Origin of the sequence: Streptomyces sp. NPDC021020 (genome assembly GCF_044333285.1) — a bacterium.
Lineage (GTDB): Bacteria > Actinomycetota > Actinomycetes > Streptomycetales > Streptomycetaceae > Actinacidiphila.
In genome coordinates this window covers 250,776-271,017 of sequence record NZ_JBIRQQ010000005.1, presented here as the reverse complement: position 1 = coordinate 271,017, position 20,242 = coordinate 250,776, and the positions used below count along the sequence as shown (strand labels likewise).

General features: G+C 69.8%; 15 protein-coding genes. 5 read left to right on the top strand and 10 right to left on the bottom strand.

Annotated elements, in window-relative coordinates:
- Nucleotides 1–62: 62 nt before the first annotated feature.
- Nucleotides 63–299, bottom strand: a complete 237-nt coding sequence (locus ACH4SL_RS16360) for a hypothetical protein (protein ID WP_398445826.1) — start codon at nt 297–299, stop codon at nt 63–65.
- A gap of 5 nt (nt 300–304) precedes the next feature.
- On the bottom strand, nt 305–652 hold the full coding sequence (locus ACH4SL_RS16355) for an ArsR/SmtB family transcription factor (RefSeq protein WP_398445824.1): 348 nt from the start codon (nt 650–652) through the stop codon (nt 305–307).
- A 106-nt stretch (nt 653–758) separates the two neighbouring features.
- Between ACH4SL_RS16355 and ACH4SL_RS16350 the strand changes: the two genes are divergently transcribed.
- On the top strand, nt 759–1,016 hold the full coding sequence (locus ACH4SL_RS16350) for a hypothetical protein (protein ID WP_398445822.1): 258 nt from the start codon (nt 759–761) through the stop codon (nt 1,014–1,016).
- 165 nt (nt 1,017–1,181) lie between these two features.
- Here ACH4SL_RS16350 and ACH4SL_RS16345 read toward each other — a convergent pair whose 3' ends face one another.
- Nucleotides 1,182–1,589 carry a hypothetical protein gene (locus ACH4SL_RS16345; protein WP_398445820.1) on the bottom strand — a complete coding sequence of 136 codons (408 nt, stop codon included), beginning with the start codon at nt 1,587–1,589 and terminating at the stop codon, nt 1,182–1,184.
- A gap of 118 nt (nt 1,590–1,707) precedes the next feature.
- Nucleotides 1,708–2,925 carry a GDSL-type esterase/lipase family protein gene (locus ACH4SL_RS16340; RefSeq protein WP_398445818.1) on the bottom strand — a complete coding sequence of 406 codons (1,218 nt, stop codon included), beginning with the start codon at nt 2,923–2,925 and terminating at the stop codon, nt 1,708–1,710.
- 225 nt (nt 2,926–3,150) lie between these two features.
- Here ACH4SL_RS16340 and ACH4SL_RS16335 point away from each other — a divergent pair, with 225 nt between their 5' ends.
- The 4 genes from ACH4SL_RS16335 to ACH4SL_RS16320 all read left to right on the top strand — a co-directional run bounded on the left by ACH4SL_RS16335 (nt 3,151) and on the right by ACH4SL_RS16320 (nt 7,370).
- The gene (locus tag ACH4SL_RS16335) at nt 3,151–4,275 is read left to right on the top strand and encodes a helix-turn-helix domain-containing protein (protein ID WP_398445816.1); all 1,125 of its coding nucleotides are present in this window, start codon (nt 3,151–3,153) and stop codon (nt 4,273–4,275) included.
- Complete coding sequence (locus ACH4SL_RS16330) at nt 4,272–4,835, top strand: hypothetical protein (protein ID WP_398445814.1); 564 nt, start codon at nt 4,272–4,274, stop codon at nt 4,833–4,835. The genes ACH4SL_RS16335 and ACH4SL_RS16330 overlap by 4 nt, the downstream gene beginning before the upstream one ends.
- Nucleotides 4,836–4,914: 79 nt before the next feature.
- Complete coding sequence (locus ACH4SL_RS16325; protein ID WP_398445812.1) at nt 4,915–5,622, top strand: ABC transporter ATP-binding protein; 708 nt, start codon at nt 4,915–4,917, stop codon at nt 5,620–5,622.
- On the top strand, nt 5,619–7,370 hold the full coding sequence (locus tag ACH4SL_RS16320) for a hypothetical protein (protein WP_398445810.1): 1,752 nt from the start codon (nt 5,619–5,621) through the stop codon (nt 7,368–7,370). The genes ACH4SL_RS16325 and ACH4SL_RS16320 overlap by 4 nt, the downstream gene beginning before the upstream one ends.
- A 274-nt stretch (nt 7,371–7,644) precedes the next feature.
- Here ACH4SL_RS16320 and tuf read toward each other — a convergent pair whose 3' ends face one another.
- The 6 genes from tuf to rpoB all read right to left on the bottom strand — a co-directional run bounded on the left by tuf (nt 7,645) and on the right by rpoB (nt 19,760).
- Nucleotides 7,645–8,838: an elongation factor Tu gene (tuf, locus tag ACH4SL_RS16315; RefSeq protein ID WP_398445808.1), complete on the bottom strand. Its 1,194-nt coding sequence runs from the start codon at nt 8,836–8,838 to the stop codon at nt 7,645–7,647.
- Nucleotides 8,839–8,920: 82 nt separating this feature from the next.
- Nucleotides 8,921–11,047, bottom strand: a complete 2,127-nt coding sequence (fusA, locus tag ACH4SL_RS16310; RefSeq protein ID WP_398445806.1) for an elongation factor G — start codon at nt 11,045–11,047, stop codon at nt 8,921–8,923.
- Between the two features lie 38 nt (nt 11,048–11,085).
- Nucleotides 11,086–11,556: a 30S ribosomal protein S7 gene (rpsG, locus tag ACH4SL_RS16305; RefSeq protein WP_031519738.1), complete on the bottom strand. Its 471-nt coding sequence runs from the start codon at nt 11,554–11,556 to the stop codon at nt 11,086–11,088.
- A 2-nt stretch (nt 11,557–11,558) separates the two neighbouring features.
- Nucleotides 11,559–11,930, bottom strand: coding sequence for a 30S ribosomal protein S12 (gene rpsL, locus ACH4SL_RS16300; RefSeq protein WP_031519741.1), 372 nt, complete (start codon nt 11,928–11,930; stop codon nt 11,559–11,561).
- 337 nt (nt 11,931–12,267) lie between these two features.
- The gene (locus ACH4SL_RS16295; RefSeq protein WP_398445804.1) at nt 12,268–16,167 is read right to left on the bottom strand and encodes a DNA-directed RNA polymerase subunit beta'; all 3,900 of its coding nucleotides are present in this window, start codon (nt 16,165–16,167) and stop codon (nt 12,268–12,270) included.
- A 107-nt stretch (nt 16,168–16,274) separates the two neighbouring features.
- On the bottom strand, nt 16,275–19,760 hold the full coding sequence (gene rpoB / locus ACH4SL_RS16290) for a DNA-directed RNA polymerase subunit beta (RefSeq protein ID WP_398445801.1): 3,486 nt from the start codon (nt 19,758–19,760) through the stop codon (nt 16,275–16,277).
- Nucleotides 19,761–20,242 lie beyond the last annotated feature (482 nt).

The following is a 20,242-nucleotide window of genomic DNA, read 5'->3' as shown; positions in this document are numbered from 1 at the left end:
ATGCTCGCAGCCGCGCGCACTGCCCGCCACCGATAAAGCGCCGCCGCCGGTGGACGGGCGGCCTATTCCACCTCCTGGAGGACGCGCTCGATCTTCGCCATCCGCACCGAGATCTCCGCCAGGCTGCGCTGCGTCGCCTCCTGCGTCGCGACCGACCGCTCGCCGAGCGTGCGGAACGCGTTCTCCTGCGTCAGCTGGGCCCTCGCCCGCAGGTGCGCGCCGAGCTGCCGGATGACCGTGACGAGCACGGCGCCGAATATCGCGAGGACGACGACTTCTTCGATGAGCCAGTTGGGCATGTGCGTCACAACTCCTTCTGCGCGGCCTCGCCGCGCTCTGCGATGTCCGGGAGCGTGCGGGCCGCGGCCGTCAGCGTCCGCGGGGTGAGGTGCAGGTCGAACGGCGCGACCTCGTAGAACTTCATCGCCTTGCCGTCGTCGGACACCTCGATCCGCGCCGCGACCAGCCCGGCCGCCTCCAGACGCTTGAGGTGCACCTGCAGCAGCGCCCTGCTGATCCCGAGGTCGCGGGCCAGCTGGCTCACGTAGGTGGGACCGGCCGACAGGGCCGCGAGGACGCGCACCCGGTGCGGGCTGGCGAGCGTCGCCAGCACCTTCACCAGGTCCTCGCCCGTCAGATCCGTGGTTTCCATAAGCTCCTCCTGCACGTGCAAGAAATTATTTGCACGTGCCGACTCTCGCTGTCAACCGCGTGTGCGTCTTGCCGGAGCGGCGGGCGATCCGCCACGATCGGGCGTCATGGACAGCTATACGGGGGACGTTCCGGCCGCGGGCCGGTCACCGAAGTGCAGCAGTTGCGGGGGGAATGCGCTGGAGCCCGGCTTCATCGAGGACTCCGGCGAAGGCGCGAAGGGCTACGCCCGCTGGATCGCGGGCCCGCTGGAACGCGGCATATTCGGCGGTGCGCGGCGGATGGGCAAGCAGCGCTGGCAGATCGAGGCCTTCCGCTGCACCTCCTGCGGCCACCTGGACCTGTTCGCGCACAAGCCCGTCTGAGCGCGAGGCGCGGTGCGGGGCGGGGTTGCCTACGGGCTCCGGCCCCGGGCACGGCAAAGGGCCGCGGCGAATGGTCGATTCGCCGCGGCCCACCCACGTACTCCCCCGCCGCCCCACCGGAACGGTCAGCGCCGCCCCGGTGGTGGTCCGGCTACCACGGTCCGGCTACCACCAGGACGAGCAGCGCGCCGTCCCGTCGTTGGCCGCCTGGACGCACACCCGGGTCAGGGCCGGGCTGTTGTCGGGCACGAAGCCGCTCTCCAGGGAGTTGTGCCCGGGGACCCAGATGCGGGCCTGGAGGCCGTAGAAGTGGCTGGTGTTGCCCTCGGGGGCCCAGTCCATCCAGCCGGAGCACTCCGCGTCGCCGTAGTTGTCGACCTGGTTGCGCACCTGCCAGCCGACGACAGAGTTGTTCTCGGTCATCATCGTGCCGTGGCAGCTCGCGCTCCATACCCCGTACCGCGCGGTCTCGGCGGACGCGACCCCGCTGCCGCCGAGCACCAGCACGCCCGCACCGGCCACCGCGCCCGCCACCACGGCGGCCCTGCGCAGTACGCTCTTCGCTTTCGTCATGTCTCCCCGCTTCCCGAATCCGACGCCGGCCCCCGTGACCGGCGTCGGACCCGATCCTGTGCGAGGCCGCCAACGCGCTGCCAACAGCCCGCCAACGCCCCCGCACGCAGGGGCGGTGTCAGGGCGTGGAGCAGGTGACGGTCGGCGCCGGGCTCGGGCTGCTCGTCGCGAGGAAGCCGAAGGTGGTGGACGCGCCCGCGCCGAGGGTGCCGTTCCACGACTCGCTGTGGACGGTCACCGAGCCGTCCGGGTTGGTCGTGAAGACCCCGCTCCAGCCCTGGCTGACGGTGACGCCGGTGAGCGTGACCGTCCAGCTGGTGATCGCGCGCACCGCGGTGACGGTGACGGACGCCTGGTAGCCGCCCTGCCAGGAGTTGCTGACGGTGAGCGCGGCGGAGCAGTCGGCGCCCCCGGTGCCCCCGGTGGAGCCGCTGGAGGTGCCCGCGGACGTACCCGTGGACGTCCCTGTCGACGTACCGGCGGAGGTGCCCGCCGAGGTGCCCGCGGACGTACCGGACGACGTACCGGACGACGTTCCCGCGGACGTACCCGCCGACGTACCGCCCGACGTCCCGCCGTCCTTCGCCAGCAGCGCCGCCAGCGGCGGGTACCAGCGCGCGGCCATCTTCGCGATGCCCGCGTCGTTCGGGTGGACGCCGTCCGCCGTGTCCGTCGCGTCGTCGAAGCCGGTCCACTGGTCGACGACGGTCACCGGCGAGCGCGCCGTGCTGACGGACTGCGCCCACGCCGGGATCGCCGCGTCGAAGGCGACGACGCGCTGCGCGCACTCCGCGCAGTTGCTGGGGTTCATCGGCAGGATCTGCGCGACGAGCACCTGCATGTCGGGGTTGCTGTCGCGCATCTGCCCGAGCATCGTCGTGAACGCGGCGAGGATCTGCGCGGGCGGGATGTTGCTCCAGACGTCGTTGGTGCCCAGGTGCATGAGCACGACATCCGGGGTGGTGGCGGCGAGCCACGCCGGGAGCTGGTTCTGGTTGGCGATGTTGGTGGCGAGGATGCCGCCGTGGCCCTCGTTGTCGCCGTCGTACGCGACCCCGCAGCCCTGCGGCGGGAGGGTGCCGACGAAGTCGACGTTCGTGTAGCCCGCGGTCTGGAGCTGGTTCCAGAGCAGGGCCCGCCAGCAGCCGGGCGAGCCGGTGATCGAGTCGCCGAGCGGCATGACCTTGACGGGCGCGCCCGCAACGGCGGGCACGGTGGCCGACGCCGAGCGCGCGCCGCCCACCGCTGCGACCGCGCCGAGGGCGAGCAGAAGCAGCGCGAGCAGTAATCTCGGCGCCCGCCACACGGGCCGGGCGAGAGGGATTCCACGGGACATGTCCGGTGTCCTTCCGGGAGGGGGGATCGGGCGCCCCCACATCTATGGGAGCGCTCCCATAGACGAAACGACGCCGCCGCCCGCACGTCAAGACACGTGCGTGCAGCGAACGACATCGACAGCGCGACCCACCGCTGCTCGCCAGGGGCGAGTGACGGCCCGAGTCTCCGGCTTCGGACGCCGCACTGCTGGCCCACCTCTCGGGCATTGTGCGATATTGGCACAGTGGACGATCAGTGGACATGGAGTGACGTGGGCGCCCGTGTCGCGGAGGCGCGCGCGGTCCGGGGGCTGAGCCAGGAACAGCTGGCCGAGCTGACGGGCATCGCCCGGACGGCGCTGGCGAAGATCGAGACGGGCGGCCGGCAGCTCAACTCGCTGGAACTCGCCACCCTCGGTACGGCCCTGGGCCGGCCGCTCTCCTGGTTCGTCAGGCCGCCGGAAGCCGCCGTGGCCAGTCGGCGGGCCGAGCCGGGGCAGCGCGGCGACAAGGCCAGTGAGCACGCGCTGGAGGACCGCGCGCGCGACCTGCGCACACTCGTCGAGGCGGGCGTTCTCAGACCCACCGGCCCGCGTACTCCCGTGCGGCCGTTCGCCGCGGAGGACACTGCGGCCGTCGTCCGGGCTGCCGTGGATGCCCGCCGTCTCGTGGGCGCCGACGCCCGCCGACCGCTGCCGGGCCTCGCGGACATGCTGGAGAGCGCGGGGCTCTTCACGTGGTCGGCTCCTCTCGGACCGGGAGGGTTCGACGGCGGTTACGTCGCCGTGGGCGACCTCGGCGCCGCCGTGATCGACAGCACGATGGACGCCGGGCGCAGGCGCTCCACGCTCGCCCACGAGTTCGGGCACCACATCCTGGCCGACGCGTATTCCGCCGACTGGGGAGCGGACACGAGCGCCCACGAGCGTGCCCTCCAGGCCTTCGCGGCAGCCTTCCTCCTCCCCCCGGGCGCGGCGGAGACATACCGGCAGCTGCGCGGCGAGCACCCGCTGCGCACCGCGGCCATCGTTCTCGCCGTCGAATACCGGGTGAGCTGGTCGACCGCGCTTCGGCAGCTCCGCACGTACGAGGCGATCAGCGAGGACGAGTGGCGCCGACTCGACCGGGCCTCACCGACGCGCGCCGACTACATGGAAGCCGGCGTCAGGGTGGTCGAGGAGTTGCGCGAGGGACACACGCCCACAGGTCTCAGGGCGGCGGCGGTCCGCGCGTACCGCACGTACAAGATCTCGGCCACCCGCGCGCTGGAGATCATCCGCGACGACCGGTTGCGTGCCGAGGACCTGGGGCAGCCGGACCCGCTGCCCCTGGAGTCACTGCGCGGCGAATTGGGTGAGGACCTGCCGTGACGGCCGCGGACCTGCGTGCCCGGCTGGTGTTCGACAGCTCGCCACTGAACTACTTCGCCCGCATCGGCCACCTCGACGTCCTGGAGAAGATCGTGGACGGTCGTACGTGCCTCATGACCAACGCGGTCGCTCACGAGCTGCGGCGCGGCGCCTCGCGGCACAGCCGCCTGCACGCGATCGGCTTCCAGCCCTGGCTCAGCGAGGTCAACGACGACTCACTGCCTTTCCTGAGCCTCTTCTCCTCCTTCCACAACCGCCTGGGTGGCAGCGAACGCGAGGGGAAGGACATCGGCGAGGCCACGACGCTCGCTTACGCGGTCCTGCACCATTGCACCGCCGTCATCGATGACAAGGCCGGGCGGAATCTTGGTGCGGCACACGGCGTCCCACTGTCCAGCTCGCTGCATCTGCTGTGCCACGGGCTGCGCGGCGGGCTCATAGCCGAGGAGCATGCGTGCGCCGTGGTGGACGCTCTGCGTGATGCCGAAGCGTACCTGCCGTGCGGCGGGGAGGAGTTCCTGGACTGGGCCCGGGCCGAGGGCCTGCTGGATCCGCGCTGACGCAGCTGGGGGCGGGGCGGGCGACCCGCCCGTATTAAGGTCGGGCGGACACGAATCACTTCACCCGTACGGAGGCCCCATGCGCGCGACGGGCGGTGGCGGCGGTGCGCTGCTGCGGCTGCGGAAGGTCGGCCGGACGTACGGGGAGCGGCGGGCGCTGGAGCCGGTGGACCTGGAGGTCGGGCGCGGGGAGTGCGTGGCGCTCTACGGGCGCAACGGCTCCGGCAAGTCGACGCTGCTGCGGATCGCGGCCGGGCGGGACACGCCCACGAGCGGGGACGCGCTGTTCGCGGGGCGGACGGTGCGGGAGGACGACCCGGAGGTACGGGCCAGGGTCGCGGTCGTCGGGGACGCCGCCGCCTGCTACCCGGATCTGACCGTGCGCGAGCACCTGGAGCTGGTCACGATCGCGCACGCCGTGGACGACGCCGACGCCTGGATCGACCAGGTGCTGGCCGACCGGCGCCTCGCCGACCACGCCCGCGCGCTGCCCGGCTCCCTGTCCTCCGGGCAGCTCCAGTCCCTCATGCTGGCCGCCGCCCTGGTACGGCCGCGCGAGCTGCTCATCCTCGACGAGCCCGAGCAGCGGCTCGACCCCGCCGCACGCGTCCGGCTCGCGGAGCTGCTGGTCGCGGAGAAGGAGGACGGGACCGCCGTCCTGCTCGCGACGCACCAGCCCGACCTCGCCGAGGCCGTCGCCGACCGGCTCGTCGCCCTGGAGGACGGCCGCGTCATCGCGGACGGCCCGCCCGCGGACGTCCTGCGCGAGCTGGGCGTACGGGCATGAGCGGCGACACGCACCCCAACGTCGACGAGCCCCGCACCGAGCCGCTGGACGAGCCGGGCGAGCCCGACCTCGCCGAGTGCGAAGGGCCCGACAGCCTCCAAGACCCCGACGACCCCGACGACGCCCCCTGGTCCGAGGAGGAGGACGACCGGACCGGCGAGGTCATGGCGTGGCTGCGGAACAAGCGGCGGGCGCGGCGGCGGGCCAAGGGGCGGGAGATGGCGGTCGCCGCGTACACCGTGGTCATCGCGCTCGCCGGGTACGGCAGCAGCTTCGTCGTGAGCTTCCTGCGCGGGCTCGACGACGGGGGCGCGCACGGCGCCGTCGCCCGGGAGCTGCGGGCGGCGATGCCCGCGCTCGCCGCCTTCGGGGCGCTCGCGCTCGGGGTGCTCGCCGCGCGGGACGCGCTGTGGCGCGGGCCCGTCGTCGTGCCGGGGCCGACCGCCGGGTGGCTGCTGGCGCAGCCGGTCCGGCGCGAGCGCGTACTACGCCCGTGGTTCTGGCTCACCGCGGGGCTCGCGCCGCTCGCCGGGCTGCTCGCCGGACTCGGTTTCGCGGCCGTCCTGGACGTCACACGGCTCGCCTCGCTCGGCGGCGCGCTGCTCGCCGTCCTGCCCGGCGCGGTGTGCCTGCCGCTGCTCGCGGTCGCGCTGGGGATGGCGGTGGAGCGGCGGCCCGCGTGGGGCCGGGCCGTACGGCGCTGGACCGCGCCCGCGGTGCTGCTGCTCGCCGCGCTCGCCGCGCAGGCCGCGCTCGCCGCCAAGGGCCACCGCTCCCCCGCGGTCGAGCAGGCCGAGCTGTGGAGCGGGCCGTGGGGCTGGGCCGGGCAGCCGGTCGTGCACGCCGTCGGGGGGCGCGCGCCGGGCTGGCCCGCCGCGGTCGCGCTGCTCGCGGTCGCGACCGCCGCGGCGCTGCTCGCCGCCCACCGGGACGCCGGGCGGGTGCCCACCGCCCGGCTGCGGGAGCGGGCCGCGACCGCCGCGGCCGTCTCCGCCGTGGCCTGGTCCCTCGAACTGCGCGCCGCCAAGCTCGCGATCATGGCCGCGGACGGGGGCGGCCCGGCCGTCCGCACGCTGCGCTTCCGCCCGCCGCGCGGCCGCCTCGGGCGGCATCTCCTCGTGCCGTGGCGCGATCTGCTGACGCTGCTGCGCACCCCGGGGCGGCTCGGCAAGGCCGCCGTCTGGACGGCGGTCAGCGCGCTCGCCGCGGGCGCCGGGGCGGATCTGGGCGGCGAGCGGCGCTGGGTCGGGCTCGTGATCGGGCTGCTCGCCGGGTATCTGGCCGTGGGGACGCTCGCGGAGCCCGCGCGGCTGGAGACCGACGACGTACGGCGGGCCGCCTGGGCGCCGTACCGCTTCCGCCGGCTGATGCTCCTGCACGGCGTGGTGCCGGCGGTCCTGGGGGCGGGGCTGGGGCTGCTCGCGGCCGTACCGTACGCCGCCGCGGGGCATCCGGTGGCGCTGGTGCTGCTGCCCGCGTGCGCGCCCGCCCTCGCCGCGGGGTCGCTGGTCGCCGCGGCCCGCGGGCCGGCCCGGACGCAGCTGCTCTTCCTGGGGCTGGCCACGCCCGCGGGCGATCCGGGCCCGCTCATCTATCTGGCCTGGTACGCCGCGGGGCCCCTCCTCGCGTGCGGAGGCCTCGCCCTGGCCCTCGCCGGGCCGCCCGCCCAGGCCGTGGTCGTCGCCCTCGCCCTCGCGGCGGGGCTCGCGCTGCTCGCGGGTCGCGCCTCGGACCGCCTCTTCCGCTAGAGCCTCCCCTCTGCGGGGGCGGCGAGCGTTTTGGGGGCGCGGGGAACTGCGCGCTCAGCCCCCACCGGGGCGCGGGTCGCCACCGACCCAAAGGGTCTCTTCGGTCCGATCCGGACCACCAGCCGGTGGGTGGTTGCTCGCGCAGTTCCCCGCGCCCCTAAAGACGTCGGGCGCAGCCCCCACGCACAGAAGGTCCCGCACCCCCGAGGGGATGCGGGACCTTCCGCGTAAAGCCCGGCTCGCAGAGCCTCAGCTCACGGTGTCACGTCAAGGACTACTTGACGATCTTCGTGACCTGGCCGGCGCCGACCGTCCGGCCACCCTCGCGGATGGCGAACTTCAGGCCCTCCTCCATGGCGATCGGCTGGATCAGCTGAACGCTCATGGAGGTGTTGTCGCCCGGCATGACCATCTCGGTGCCCTCGGGGAGGGTCACGACGCCGGTCACGTCGGTCGTCCGGAAGTAGAACTGCGGACGGTAGTTGTTGAAGAACGGGGTGTGGCGGCCACCCTCGTCCTTCGACAGGATGTAGGCCTGGGCCTCGAAGTCGGTGTGCGGCGTGACCGAACCCGGCTTGATGATGACCTGGCCGCGCTCGACGTCCTCGCGCTTGATGCCGCGGAGCAGCAGACCGACGTTCTCACCGGCCTGGCCCTCGTCGAGCAGCTTGCGGAACATCTCGATGCCGGTGACCGTGGTGGTGGTCTTCTCGGTCTTGATACCGATGATGTCCACGGTCTCGTTGACCTTGAGGATACCGCGCTCGATACGACCGGTGACGACGGTGCCACGACCGGTGATCGTGAAGACGTCCTCGATCGGCATCAGGAACGGCTTGTCGACGTCGCGCTCGGGGGTCGGGATCGCCTCGTCGACGGCCTTCATCAGACCGAGAAGCTTCTCGCCCCACTCCTTGTCGCCCTCGAGGGCCTTGAGCGCGGAGACCCGGACGACCGGAAGGTCGTCACCCGGGAACTCGTACTCCGACAGCAGCTCACGGACCTCCAGCTCGACGAGCTCGAGGATCTCCTCGTCGTCCACCATGTCGGCCTTGTTCAGGGCGACGACGATGTACGGAACGCCGACCTGGCGGGCCAGGAGCACGTGCTCCTTGGTCTGCGGCATCGGGCCGTCGGTCGCGGCGACCACCAGGATCGCGCCGTCCATCTGCGCGGCACCGGTGATCATGTTCTTGATGTAGTCCGCGTGACCGGGGCAGTCGACGTGGGCGTAGTGGCGCGACTCGGTCTGGTACTCGACGTGCGCGATGGAGATGGTGATACCGCGCTGGCGCTCCTCGGGAGCCTTGTCGATCTGGTCGAACGCCGAGGCCTCGTTGAGGTTCGGGTACGCGTCGTGCAGCACCTTGGTGATCGCCGCGGTAAGGGTCGTCTTACCGTGGTCGATGTGACCGATGGTGCCGATGTTGACGTGCGGCTTAGTCCGCTCGAACTTCGCCTTCGCCACTGGGTTCCTCCTGGGGATGGATCTGTACGCCTTGCTTCATCGGCGCCAGGTGATCTTTGCTGGATTTCAAGCCTAGAGCGAGTTATTCGCCCTTGGCCTTCGCGATGATCTCCTCGGCGACGTTCCGCGGAACCTCGGCGTAGGAGTCGAACTGCATGGAGTAGCTGGCCCGGCCCGAGGTCTTCGACCGCAGGTCACCGACGTAGCCGAACATCTCCGACAGCGGAACCAGGCCCTTGACGACCCGGGCGCCGCTGCGCTCCTCCATGGCCTGGATCTGGCCACGGCGGGAGTTGAGGTCGCCGATCACGTCGCCCATGTAGTCCTCGGGGGTGGTGACCTCGACGGCCATCATCGGTTCGAGGAGCACAGGGCTCGCCTTGCGCGCGGCCTCCTTGAAGGCCTGCGAACCGGCGATCTTGAACGCGAGTTCGGAGGAGTCGACCTCGTGGTAGCCGCCGTCGATCAGGATGACGCGGACGCCCACCATCTCGTAGCCGGCGAGGATGCCGAACTTCATGGCCTCCTGCGCACCCGCGTCCACCGACGGGATGTACTCCCGGGGGATGCGGCCACCGGTGACCTTGTTGACGAACTCGTACGACGCGTCGCCGCCCTCGATCGGCTCGATGCCGATCTGCACCTTCGCGAACTGACCGGTACCACCGGTCTGCTTCTTGTGGGTGTAGTCGACCCGCTCGACCGTCTTGCGGATGGTCTCGCGGTACGCGACCTGCGGCTTGCCGACGTTGGCCTCGACGCGGAACTCGCGCCGCATACGGTCGACCAGCACCTCGAGGTGCAGCTCGCCCATACCGCCGATGATCGTCTGACCGGTCTCCTCGTCCGAGTGGACCTGGAAGGAGGGGTCCTCCTCCGCGAGCCGCTGGATGGCGATACCCAGCTTCTCCTGGTCGCCCTTGGACTTGGGCTCGATCGCGACCTGGATGACCGGCGCCGGGAAGTCCATGGACTCCAGGATCACCGGCGCCTTGTCGTCGCACAGCGTCTCGCCGGTGGTGGTCTGCTTCAGACCCATGACGGCGACGATGTCGCCGGCGCCCACCGCCTCGATCTCCTCACGCTTGTTCGCGTGCATCCGGTAGATCTTGCCGATGCGCTCCTTCTTGCCCTTCACCGGGTTCAGCACGGCCGAACCGGATTCCAGGCGGCCCGAGTAGACCCGGACGAAGGTGAGCTTGCCCAGGTGCGGGTCGCTCATGATCTTGAACGCCAGGGCGGCCAGCGGCTCGTCGTCGGACGGCTTGCGGCTGACGACGACCTCGGCGTCCTTGACGTCGTGGCCCTCGATGGCCTCGACGTCCAGCGGGGAGGGCAGGTAGCGCACGACGGCGTCGAGCAGCGGCTGCACACCCTTGTTCTTGAACGCGGTACCGCAGAACACCGGGGTGACGGTGGTGGCGCCGCCCTTGCCGGAGTGGATGGTGATACGGCGGATCGCCGCGTACAGCTGCTCCACGGTGGGCTCGACGCCCTCCAGGTACAGCTCCATCATCTCTTCGTCGTTCTCGGCGACGGTCTCCAGCAGCTTGCCGTGCCACTCGGCCGCGGCCTCGGTGTGCGTGGCCGGGATGTCGACGGTGTCGTACATCTCGCCCTTGGTCGCCTCGGCGGACCACACCAGGGCCTTCATCTGGACGAGGTCGACCACGCCCTTGAAGTCGGCCTCGGCGCCGATCGGCAGCTGCATCACGATCGGGGTCGCGCCGAGGCGGTCCACGATCATGTCGACGCAGCGGTGGAACTCGGCGCCGGTGCGGTCGAGCTTGTTGACGAAGCAGATGCGGGGAACGCCGTAGCGGTCGGCCTGCCGCCACACCGTCTCGGACTGGGGCTCCACACCGGCGACACCGTCGAACACGGTGACGGCACCGTCGAGGACGCGGAGCGAACGCTCCACCTCGACCGTGAAGTCGACGTGCCCGGGGGTGTCGATGATGTTGATGGTGTGGTCGACCTCGTCGAGCGGCCAGTGGCAGGTCGTCGCGGCGGACGTGATGGTGATGCCGCGCTCCTGCTCCTGCTCCATCCAGTCCATCGTGGCAGCGCCGTCGTGGACCTCACCGATCTTGTAGGAGACACCGGTGTAGAACAGGATCCGCTCGGTGGTGGTCGTCTTGCCCGCGTCGATGTGGGCCATGATCCCAATGTTGCGGACCCTGGCCAGGTCAAGTGAAGTGGTGGCCATGTGGCTCAGTCTTCTCTCGGTCTCGATGGGGGTAGCGACTACCAGCGGTAGTGCGCGAAGGCCTTGTTGGACTCGGCCATCTTGTGCGTGTCCTCACGGCGCTTCACGGAAGCCCCGAGGCCGTTGCTGGCGTCGAGGATCTCGTTCATGAGCCGCTCGGTCATGGTCTTCTCGCGGCGGGCGCGGGAGTACCCGACCAGCCAGCGCAGCGCCAGGGTGTTCTGCCGGCCCGGGCGGACCTCGACCGGGACCTGGTAGGTCGCGCCACCGACACGGCGGGACTTGACCTCCAGGGTCGGCTTGATGTTCTCCAGAGCGCGCTTGAGCGTGATGACCGGGTCGACCCCGGCCTTCTCGCGCAGGCCCTCCAGAGCGCCGTACACGATGCGCTCGGCGGTGGAGCGCTTGCCGTGCAGGAGGATCTTGTTGACGAGGGACGTCACCAGCGGGGAGCCGTAAACCGGGTCGATGATGACCGGGCGCTTCGGGGCGGGGCCCTTACGAGGCATTCTTACTTCTCCTTCTTGGCGCCGTAGCGGCTGCGGGCCTGCTTACGGTTCTTGACGCCCTGCGTGTCGAGGGAGCCGCGGATGATCTTGTAGCGAACACCCGGCAGGTCCTTCACACGACCGCCACGCACGAGCACGATCGAGTGCTCCTGCAGGTTGTGGCCCTCACCCGGGATGTAAGCGGTGACCTCGATGCCACTGGTAAGGCGCACACGGGCGACCTTACGGAGGGCCGAGTTCGGCTTCTTCGGGGTGGTCGTGTACACACGCGTGCAGACGCCGCGACGCTGGGGGGAACCCTTCAGCGCGGGCGTCTTGTTCTTGTCGACCTTGTCCTGCCGGCCCTTCCGGACCAGCTGCTGGATCGTAGGCACCGTATCTCCGGTTTCTCTGTGCCGATCTCGATAAAACTAACCTGGGCTCCGACCCACGCGGTCGGGTGTGTCGCGGACCCCGCACATCCCCCGGAACAGCGGGACGTGCGTATCGTCGGATGCCGCGGCCTCGGGCTTCCCGCGCGGTCGCATGGCACGCGCAAGAACCCGGGCACACCCCAGGCACAAGGTCAGAGCGTACCTACCGCATCGGCCGCGGTCAAAACACATGCATACCGGCCGGATTCCGCCAGCTCAGCGACCCTGTCCCAGGATGCCGCAGAGCGGCCGCCCCCGCGCGGGGGACGGCCGCTCTGCGCTGTGCGCGGGCTACGCCTCAGCCGTTGTACGGGCCGTAGTCGTAGTCCTCCAGCGGGACGGCCTGGCCGGAGCCGGAGCCGAAGGGGCTGTAGTCGATGTCGTCGTAGCCGACGGCCGAGTACATCGCGGCCTTGGCCTCCTCGGTCGGCTCCACCCGGATGTTGCGGTAGCGGGACAGACCCGTACCGGCCGGGATGAGCTTGCCGATGATGACGTTCTCCTTCAGACCCAGCAGCGAGTCCGACTTCGCGTGGATCGCCGCGTCCGTCAGCACCCGGGTCGTCTCCTGGAAGGACGCCGCCGACAGCCACGACTCGGTGGCCAGCGACGCCTTGGTGATACCCATGAGCTGCGGACGACCCGAGGCCGGGTGACCGCCCTCGGACACGACCCGCCGGTTCTCGGTCTCGAACCGGCCGCGCTCGACCAGCTCGCCGGGCAGCAGCTCGGCGTCGCCGGACTCGATGATCGTCACCCGGCGCAGCATCTGCCGGATGATGATCTCGATGTGCTTGTCGTGGATCGACACACCCTGCGAGTTGTAGACCTTCTGGACCTCGGCCACCAGGTGGATCTGCACCTGGCGCTGGCCCAGGATCCGCAGCACGTCGTGCGGGTTGGTGGCACCGTAGGTGAGCTTCTGGCCGACCTCGACGTGGTCGCCCTCGCCCACCATGAGCTTGACGCGCTTGGAGATCGGGTACGCCAGCTCCTCGGAGCCGTCGTCCGGAGTGACGACCAGCTTCTTGGTCTTCTCCGTCTCGTCGACCCGCACCCGGCCGGCCGCCTCGGAGATCGGGGCGACACCCTTGGGCACCCGGGCCTCGAAGAGCTCGACGACACGCGGCAGACCCTGGGTGATGTCGTCACCGGCCACACCACCGGTGTGGAAGGTACGCATCGTCAGCTGGGTGCCGGGCTCACCGATCGACTGGGCGGCGATGATGCCGACCGCCTCGCCGATGTCCACCAGCTTGCCGGTGGCCAGCGAGCGCCCGTAGCAGTAGGCGCAGGTGCCGACGGCCGACTCGCAGGTCAGGATCGAGCGGACCTTGACCTCTTCGACGCCGAGCCGCACCAGCTGGTCGATGAGCACGTCGCCGAGGTCGACGTTGGCGGGCGCGACGACCTTGCCGTCCACCACCACGTCCTCGGAGAGCATGCGCGCGTACACGCTGGTCTCGACGTCCTCGGCCTTGCGCAGTACGCCGTCGGTGCCGCGCTCGGCGATCCGCAGCTTCAGACCGCGCTCGGTGCCGCAGTCCTCCTCGCGGATGATGACGTCCTGCGAGACGTCCACCAGACGACGGGTCAGGTAACCCGAGTCGGCGGTACGCAGCGCGGTGTCGGCCAGACCCTTACGGGCACCGTGGGTGGAGATGAAGTACTCCAGCACGGACAGGCCCTCACGGAAGGACGCCTTGATCGGCCGCGGGATGGTCTCGTTCTTGGCGTTGGAGACCAGGCCTCGCATACCCGCGATCTGACGCATCTGCATCATGTTTCCGCGGGCGCCGGAGTCGACCATCATGAAGATCGGGTTCGTCTTCGGGAAGTTGGCGTTCATCGCCACGGCGACCTCGTTGGTCGCCTTGTTCCAGATCCCGATCAGCTCGTCCGACCGCTCCTGCTTGGTGATCAGGCCGCGCTCGTACTGCTTCTGGACCTTCTCGTCCTGCGCCTCGTAGGCGGCGATGATCGCCTTCTTGGCCTCCGGCACGACGATGTCGGTGACGGAGACGGTGACGCCGGAACGGGTGGCCCAGTGGAAGCCGGCCGCCTTCAGGTTGTCGAGCGTCGCCGCCACGATGACCTTCGGGTAGCGCTCGGCGAGGTCGTTGACGATCTCCGAGAGCTGCTTCTTGCCGACCGCGTAGTCCACGAACGGGTAGTCCTCGGGCAGCAGCTCGTTGAAGAGCGCCCGGCCCAGCGTGGTGCGCAGCCGGAAGCTGTCACCGACCTGGTACGGCTGCTCGCCCTCGACGGGCTCCGGCGGCGTCCAGCCGCGCGGCGGGACGGTGCCCACCGGGAAGCGGATGTCGACCGGCGCCTGCATCGACAGCTCACGGTTGTCGAAGGCCATGATCGCCTCGGCGGTCGCACCGAAGGCGCGGCCCTCCCCGATGATCGTGCGCTCTTCGGAGTCCGTGGTCAGGAAGAACAGACCGAGCACCATGTCCTGGGTCGGCATGGTGACCGGGCGGCCGTCGGCGGGCTTGAGGATGTTGTTCGAGGACAGCATCAGGATGCGGGCCTCGGCCTGCGCCTCCGCGGACAGCGGCAGGTGCACGGCCATCTGGTCGCCGTCGAAGTCCGCGTTGAAGGCGGTGCAGACCAGCGGGTGGATCTGGATCGCCTTGCCCTCGACCAGCTGCGGCTCGAAGGCCTGGATGCCCAGGCGGTGCAGGGTCGGCGCGCGGTTGAGCAGCACCGGGTGCTCGGCGATGACCTCTTCCAGCACGTCGTACACGACCGTACGGCCGCGCTCGACCATGCGCTTGGCCGACTTGATGTTCTGCGCGTGGTTCAGGTCCACCAGGCGCTTCATCACGAACGGCTTGAAGAGCTCCAGCGCCATGGCCTTGGGCAGGCCGCACTGGTGCAGCTTGAGCTGCGGGCCGACGACGATCACCGAACGGGCGGAGTAGTCGACGCGCTTGCCGAGCAGGTTCTGCCGGAAGCGGCCCTGCTTGCCCTTGAGCATGTCGGACAGCGACTTCAGCGGGCGGTTGCCGGGGCCCGTGACCGGGCGGCCGCGGCGGCCGTTGTCGAAGAGCGCGTCCACGGCCTCCTGGAGCATGCGCTTCTCGTTGTTCACGATGATCTCGGGCGCGCCGAGGTCGAGAAGCCGCTTCAGGCGGTTGTTGCGGTTGATGACGCGGCGGTACAGGTCGTTCAGGTCGGAGGTCGCGAAGCGGCCACCGTCCAGCTGCACCATCGGACGCAGGTCCGGCGGGATCACCGGGACGCAGTCCAGCACCATGCCGTTGGGCTTGTTGGTGGTCTGCAGGAAGGCGGAGACGACCTTGAGGCGCTTGAGCGCGCGGGTCTTCTTCTGGCCCTTGCCGGTGCGGATGATCTCGCGGAGGCGCTCGGCCTCCTCGTCCAGGTCGAAGGACTCCAGGCGCTTCTGCAGCGCCGCGGCACCCATCGAGCCCTGGAAGTACGTGCCGAAGCGGTCGCGCAGCTCGCGGTAGAGCAGCTCGTCGCCCTCCAGGTCCTGGACCTTGAGGTTCTTGAAGCGGGCCCACACCTCGTCGAGGCGGTCGATCTCGCGCTGCGCGCGGTCGCGCAGCTGCTTCATCTCGCGCTCGGCACCCTCACGGACCTTGCGGCGGACGTCGGCCTTGGCGCCCTCGTTCTCCAGCTCGCCGAGGTCGGCCTCCAGCTTCTTCTGCCGGGCCTCGACGTCGGAGTCACGGCGCTGCTCGACCTGCTGGCGCTCGACGGAGACCTGGGCCTCCAGCGACGGCAGGTCGCGGGTGCGGCGCTCGTCGTCGACCCAGGTGATCATGTACGCCGCGAAGTAGATGACCTTCTCCAGGTCCTTCGGGGCGAGGTCGAGCAGGTAGCCCAGGCGCGACGGGACACCCTTGAAGTACCAGATGTGCGTGACGGGCGCGGCCAGCTCGATGTGGCCCATCCGCTCGCGGCGCACCTTGGCGCGGGTGACCTCGACGCCGCAGCGCTCGCAGATGATGCCCTTGAAGCGCACGCGCTTGTACTTGCCGCAGTAGCACTCCCAGTCCCGGGTGGGGCCGAAGATCTTCTCGCAGAAGAGCCCGTCCTTTTCCGGCTTGAGGGTGCGGTAGTTGATGGTCTCGGGCTTCTTGACCTCGCCGTGCGACCAGGTCCGGATGTCGTCCGCGGTGGCCAGGCCGATCCGCAGCTCGTCGAAGAAGTTGACGTCGAGCACTGTGTCGTCAATCCCTCTCAGGGTTGATTCTCAAATGGTCTGAACGGGTCGTGGGGGCCGCCGGGCCCGGCCGTACGAGCTGTACGGCCGGGGCCCGGCGGAACCCGTCAGACCTCTTCGACGCTGCTCGGCTCGCGCCGGGACAGGTCGATACCGAGCTCCTCGGCGGCGCGGAAAACGTCCTCGTCGGTGTCGCGCATCTCGATGGACATGCCGTCCGAGGACAGCACCTCCACGTTGAGGCACAGCGACTGCATTTCCTTGATGAGCACCTTGAAGGACTCGGGAATGCCCGGCTCGGGGATGTTCTCGCCCTTGACGATGGCCTCGTAGACCTTCACGCGGCCGAGGACGTCGTCGGACTTGATGGTCAGCAGCTCCTGGAGGGCGTAAGCGGCGCCGTACGCCTCCAGCGCCCACACCTCCATCTCGCCGAATCGCTGCCCGCCGAACTGCGCCTTACCACCCAGCGGCTGCTGGGTGATCATCGAGTACGGACCGGTGGAGCGGGCGTGCAGCTTGTCGTCCACCAGGTGGTGCAGCTTGAGGATGTACATGTAGCCGATCGAGATCGGGTCCGGGAACGGCTCGCCGGAGCGGCCGTCGAAGAGCCGGGCCTTGCCGGACGGCAGGACCAGCCGGTCGCCGTCGCGGTTGGGGATCGTGGACTCGAAGAGCCCGCGGATCTCGTCCTCGCGCGCGCCGTCGAACACCGGGGTGGCGACGTTGGTGCCGGGCTCGACGCGGTGCGCGTCGATGGCCTCCAGCCGGCGCGCCCACTCGTCGGCGATGCCCGAGACGTCCCAGCCCTGCTTGGCGAGCCACCCGAGGTGGATCTCCAGCACCTGGCCGGGGTTCATCCGGGACGGCACACCGAGCGGGTTGAGGATGATGTCGACCGGGGTGCCGTCCTCCAGGAACGGCATGTCCTCGACCGGCAGGATCTTCGAGATGACGCCCTTGTTGCCGTGCCGGCCGGCGAGCTTGTCGCCGTCGGTGATCTTGCGCTTCTGCGCGACGTAGACGCGGACCAGCTGGTTCACGCCGGGCGGCAGCTCGTCGCCCTCCTCGCGGTCGAAGACCCGGACGCCGATGATCTTGCCGACCTCGCCGTGCGGGACCTTCAGCGAGGTGTCGCGGACCTCGCGGGCCTTCTCACCGAAGATCGCGCGCAGCAGCCGCTCCTCCGGCGTCAGCTCGGTCTCGCCCTTCGGGGTGACCTTGCCGACCAGGATGTCGCCGGCGACCACGTCGGCGCCGATCCGGATGATGCCGCGCTCGTCGAGGTCGGCGAGCACCTCCTCGGAGACGTTCGGGATGTCCCGGGTGATCTCCTCGGGGCCCAGCTTGGTGTCGCGGGCGTCGACCTCGTGCTCCTCGATGTGGATCGAGGACAGGACGTCGTCCTGCACGAGGCGCTGCGACAGGATGATCGCGTCCTCGTAGTTGTGGCCCTCCCACGGCATGAACGCCACCAGCAGGTTCTTGCCGAGCGCCATCTCCCCTTCCTGGGTCGACGGACCGTCGGCGAGCACCTGGCCGACCACGACGCGGTCGCCCTCGTTGACGACGACCTTCTGGTTGAAGGACGTGCCCTGGTTGGAGCGGGAGAACTTGGCGATGCGGTACGTGTTGTACGTGCCGTCGTCGTTGGTCACCGTGACGTAGTCGGCGGAGACCTCCTGGACCACGCCGTCCTTCTCGGCCTTGATGACGTCGCCGGCGTCGACCGCGCAGCGGTACTCCATGCCGGTGCCGACCAGCGGGGCCTCCGCCTTGATGAGCGGCACGGCCTGGCGCATCATGTTCGACCCCATGAGCGCGCGGTTGGCGTCGTCGTGCTCCAGGAAGGGGATCATCGCGGTCGCGACCGACACCATCTGGCGCGGCGAGACGTCCATGTAGTCGACGTCGTCGCCGGGGATGTAGTCGATCTCGCCGCCACGGCGGCGGACCAGCACGCGGGACTCGGCGAACCGCAGGTCGTCGGTCAGCGGCGCGTTGGCCTGCGCGATGACGAAGCGGTCCTCCTCGTCGGCGGTCAGGTAGTCGACGTCGTCGGTCACGACACCGCCGACGACCTTGCGGTACGGCGTCTCGACGAAGCCGAACGCGTTGACCCGGCCGTAGGAGGCCAGCGAGCCGATCAGACCGATGTTCGGGCCTTCCGGCGTCTCGATCGGGCACATCCGGCCGTAGTGCGACGGGTGCACGTCACGGACCTCGAAGCCGGCCCGCTCACGGGACAGACCGCCGGGGCCGAGCGCCGACAGGCGGCGCTTGTGGGTCAGACCGGACAGCGGGTTGGTCTGGTCCATGAACTGCGACAGCTGGCTGGTGCCGAAGAACTCCTTGATGGAGGCGACGACCGGCCGGATGTTGATCAGGGTCTGCGGCGTGATCGCCTCGACGTCCTGGGTGGTCATGCGCTCGCGGACCACGCGCTCCATACGCGCGAGGCCGGTACGGACCTGGTTCTGGATCAGCTCGCCGACGTTGCGCAGGCGGCGGTTGCCGAAGTGGTCGATGTCGTCGACCTCGACCACGATGGAGGAGCCGTTCTCCCCGGTCGTCTCGGTCTCGCCGGCGTGCAGCTTCACCAGGTACTTGATGGTCGCGATGATGTCCTCGGTGGTGAGCACACCGGCGTCCAGCGGCGCGTCGCTGCCGAGCTTCTTGTTGACCTTGTAGCGGCCGACCTTCGCGAGGTCGTAGCGCTTGGGGTTGAAGTACAGGTTCTCCAGCAGCGTCTGGGCGGCCTCCTTGGTCGGCGGCTCGCCCGGGCGCAGCTTGCGGTAGATGTCGAGCAGCGCGTCGTCCTGGCCCTGGGTGTGGTCCTTCTCCAGGGTGGCGCGCATCGACTCGTAGTCGCCGAACTCCTCCAGGATCTGCTCGGTGCTCCAGCCGAGCGCCTTGAGCAGCACCGTGACCGACTGCTTGCGCTTGCGGTCGATGCGGACACCGACCATGTCGCGCTTGTCGATCTCCATCTCCAGCCAGGCACCCCGGGACGGGATGATCTTGGCCGAGAAGATGTCCTTGTCGGACGTCTTGTCGATGCTGGAGTCGAAGTACACGCCCGGCGAGCGGACCAGCTGCGAGACGACGACACGCTCGGTGCCGTTGATGCAGAAGGTGCCCTTCGAGGTCATCAGCGGGAAGTCGCCCATGAAGACCGTCTGGGACTTGATCTCGCCGGTCTCGTTGTTGGTGAACTCGGCGGTGACGAAGAGCGGGGCGCCGTACGTGAAGTCGCGCTCCTTGCACTCGTCCAGCGAGTTCTTCGGGGGCTCGAACCGGTGGTCACGGAACGTGAGGGACATCGACCCGGAGAAGTCCTCGATCGGGGAGATCTCCTCGAAGATCTCCTCCAGACCGGACTTCCTGGGGACGTCCTGCCCACTGTCCAGCGCCGCCTCGACCCGAGCCTTCCACGCCGCATTGCCGAGCAGCCAGTCAAAGCTCTCGGTCTGGAGCGCGAGGAGGTTCGGAACTTCGAGCGGTTCACGGATCTTCGCGAAAGAGATGCGCAGCGGGGCAGTGCTGGCGCCGTTGTTCGAATTGGCAGTCGAGGCGTTGCGCGAGGCGGCCAAGAGGGGGTCCTTCCGAGGGCTCGGACTCACTACGCGCGTACCGGTCCGCCCCTGAGGACCAGAGGGAAAGCCCTGATGGAAGGGCCTTCTCAGCAGCTCTCAGACGTGGGCATGCTCCTGGTGACGGGCCAGGCAGCAGCTAACAGGCAGCGCAAAGGGTCAGTGTAGCCACTTGGCACACTGATGTCCAGGCTGAGATTCGGAGTACCGAATCGTCGCCCCCTCTGCCCGTCTCGCGACCCCAAGCCTCGGAACCTGGAACCGCCTCCGTCAACGCTGCCGTCGTCCTGCGTCCTGCTGCATAGCCATGCATTCCCGCCTCGCCGACGATCCATGCATCGGATCATGCATCGGATCGGCGGTGGACCGCGCCCCGCCCCGCCGGGATCGCGACCAACGTCGTGGCGCGTCCTGAGAATTGCGCGCCGCGTGCCAAACGTCAAGGCCCCGGCCCCGCACACATGCGCGGACACCCGTTCCCA

Bases quoted from the DNA above. Each gene is read 5' to 3' on its own strand.
- ACH4SL_RS16340 (WP_398445818.1), bottom strand. From the start codon at position 2,925: ATGTCCCGTGGAATCCCTCTCGCCCGGCCCGTGTGGCGGGCGCCGAGA.
- ACH4SL_RS16320 (WP_398445810.1), top strand. From the start codon at position 5,619: ATGAGCGGCGACACGCACCCCAACGTCGACGAGCCCCGCACCGAGCCG.
- ACH4SL_RS16360 (WP_398445826.1), bottom strand. From the start codon at position 299: ATGCCCAACTGGCTCATCGAAGAAGTCGTCGTCCTCGCGATATTCGGC.
- ACH4SL_RS16345 (WP_398445820.1), bottom strand. From the start codon at position 1,589: ATGACGAAAGCGAAGAGCGTACTGCGCAGGGCCGCCGTGGTGGCGGGC.
- rpsG (WP_031519738.1), bottom strand. From the start codon at position 11,556: ATGCCTCGTAAGGGCCCCGCCCCGAAGCGCCCGGTCATCATCGACCCG.
- fusA (WP_398445806.1), bottom strand. From the start codon at position 11,047: ATGGCCACCACTTCACTTGACCTGGCCAGGGTCCGCAACATTGGGATC.
- ACH4SL_RS16325 (WP_398445812.1), top strand. From the start codon at position 4,915: ATGCGCGCGACGGGCGGTGGCGGCGGTGCGCTGCTGCGGCTGCGGAAG.
- ACH4SL_RS16355 (WP_398445824.1), bottom strand. From the start codon at position 652: ATGGAAACCACGGATCTGACGGGCGAGGACCTGGTGAAGGTGCTGGCG.
- ACH4SL_RS16350 (WP_398445822.1), top strand. From the start codon at position 759: ATGGACAGCTATACGGGGGACGTTCCGGCCGCGGGCCGGTCACCGAAG.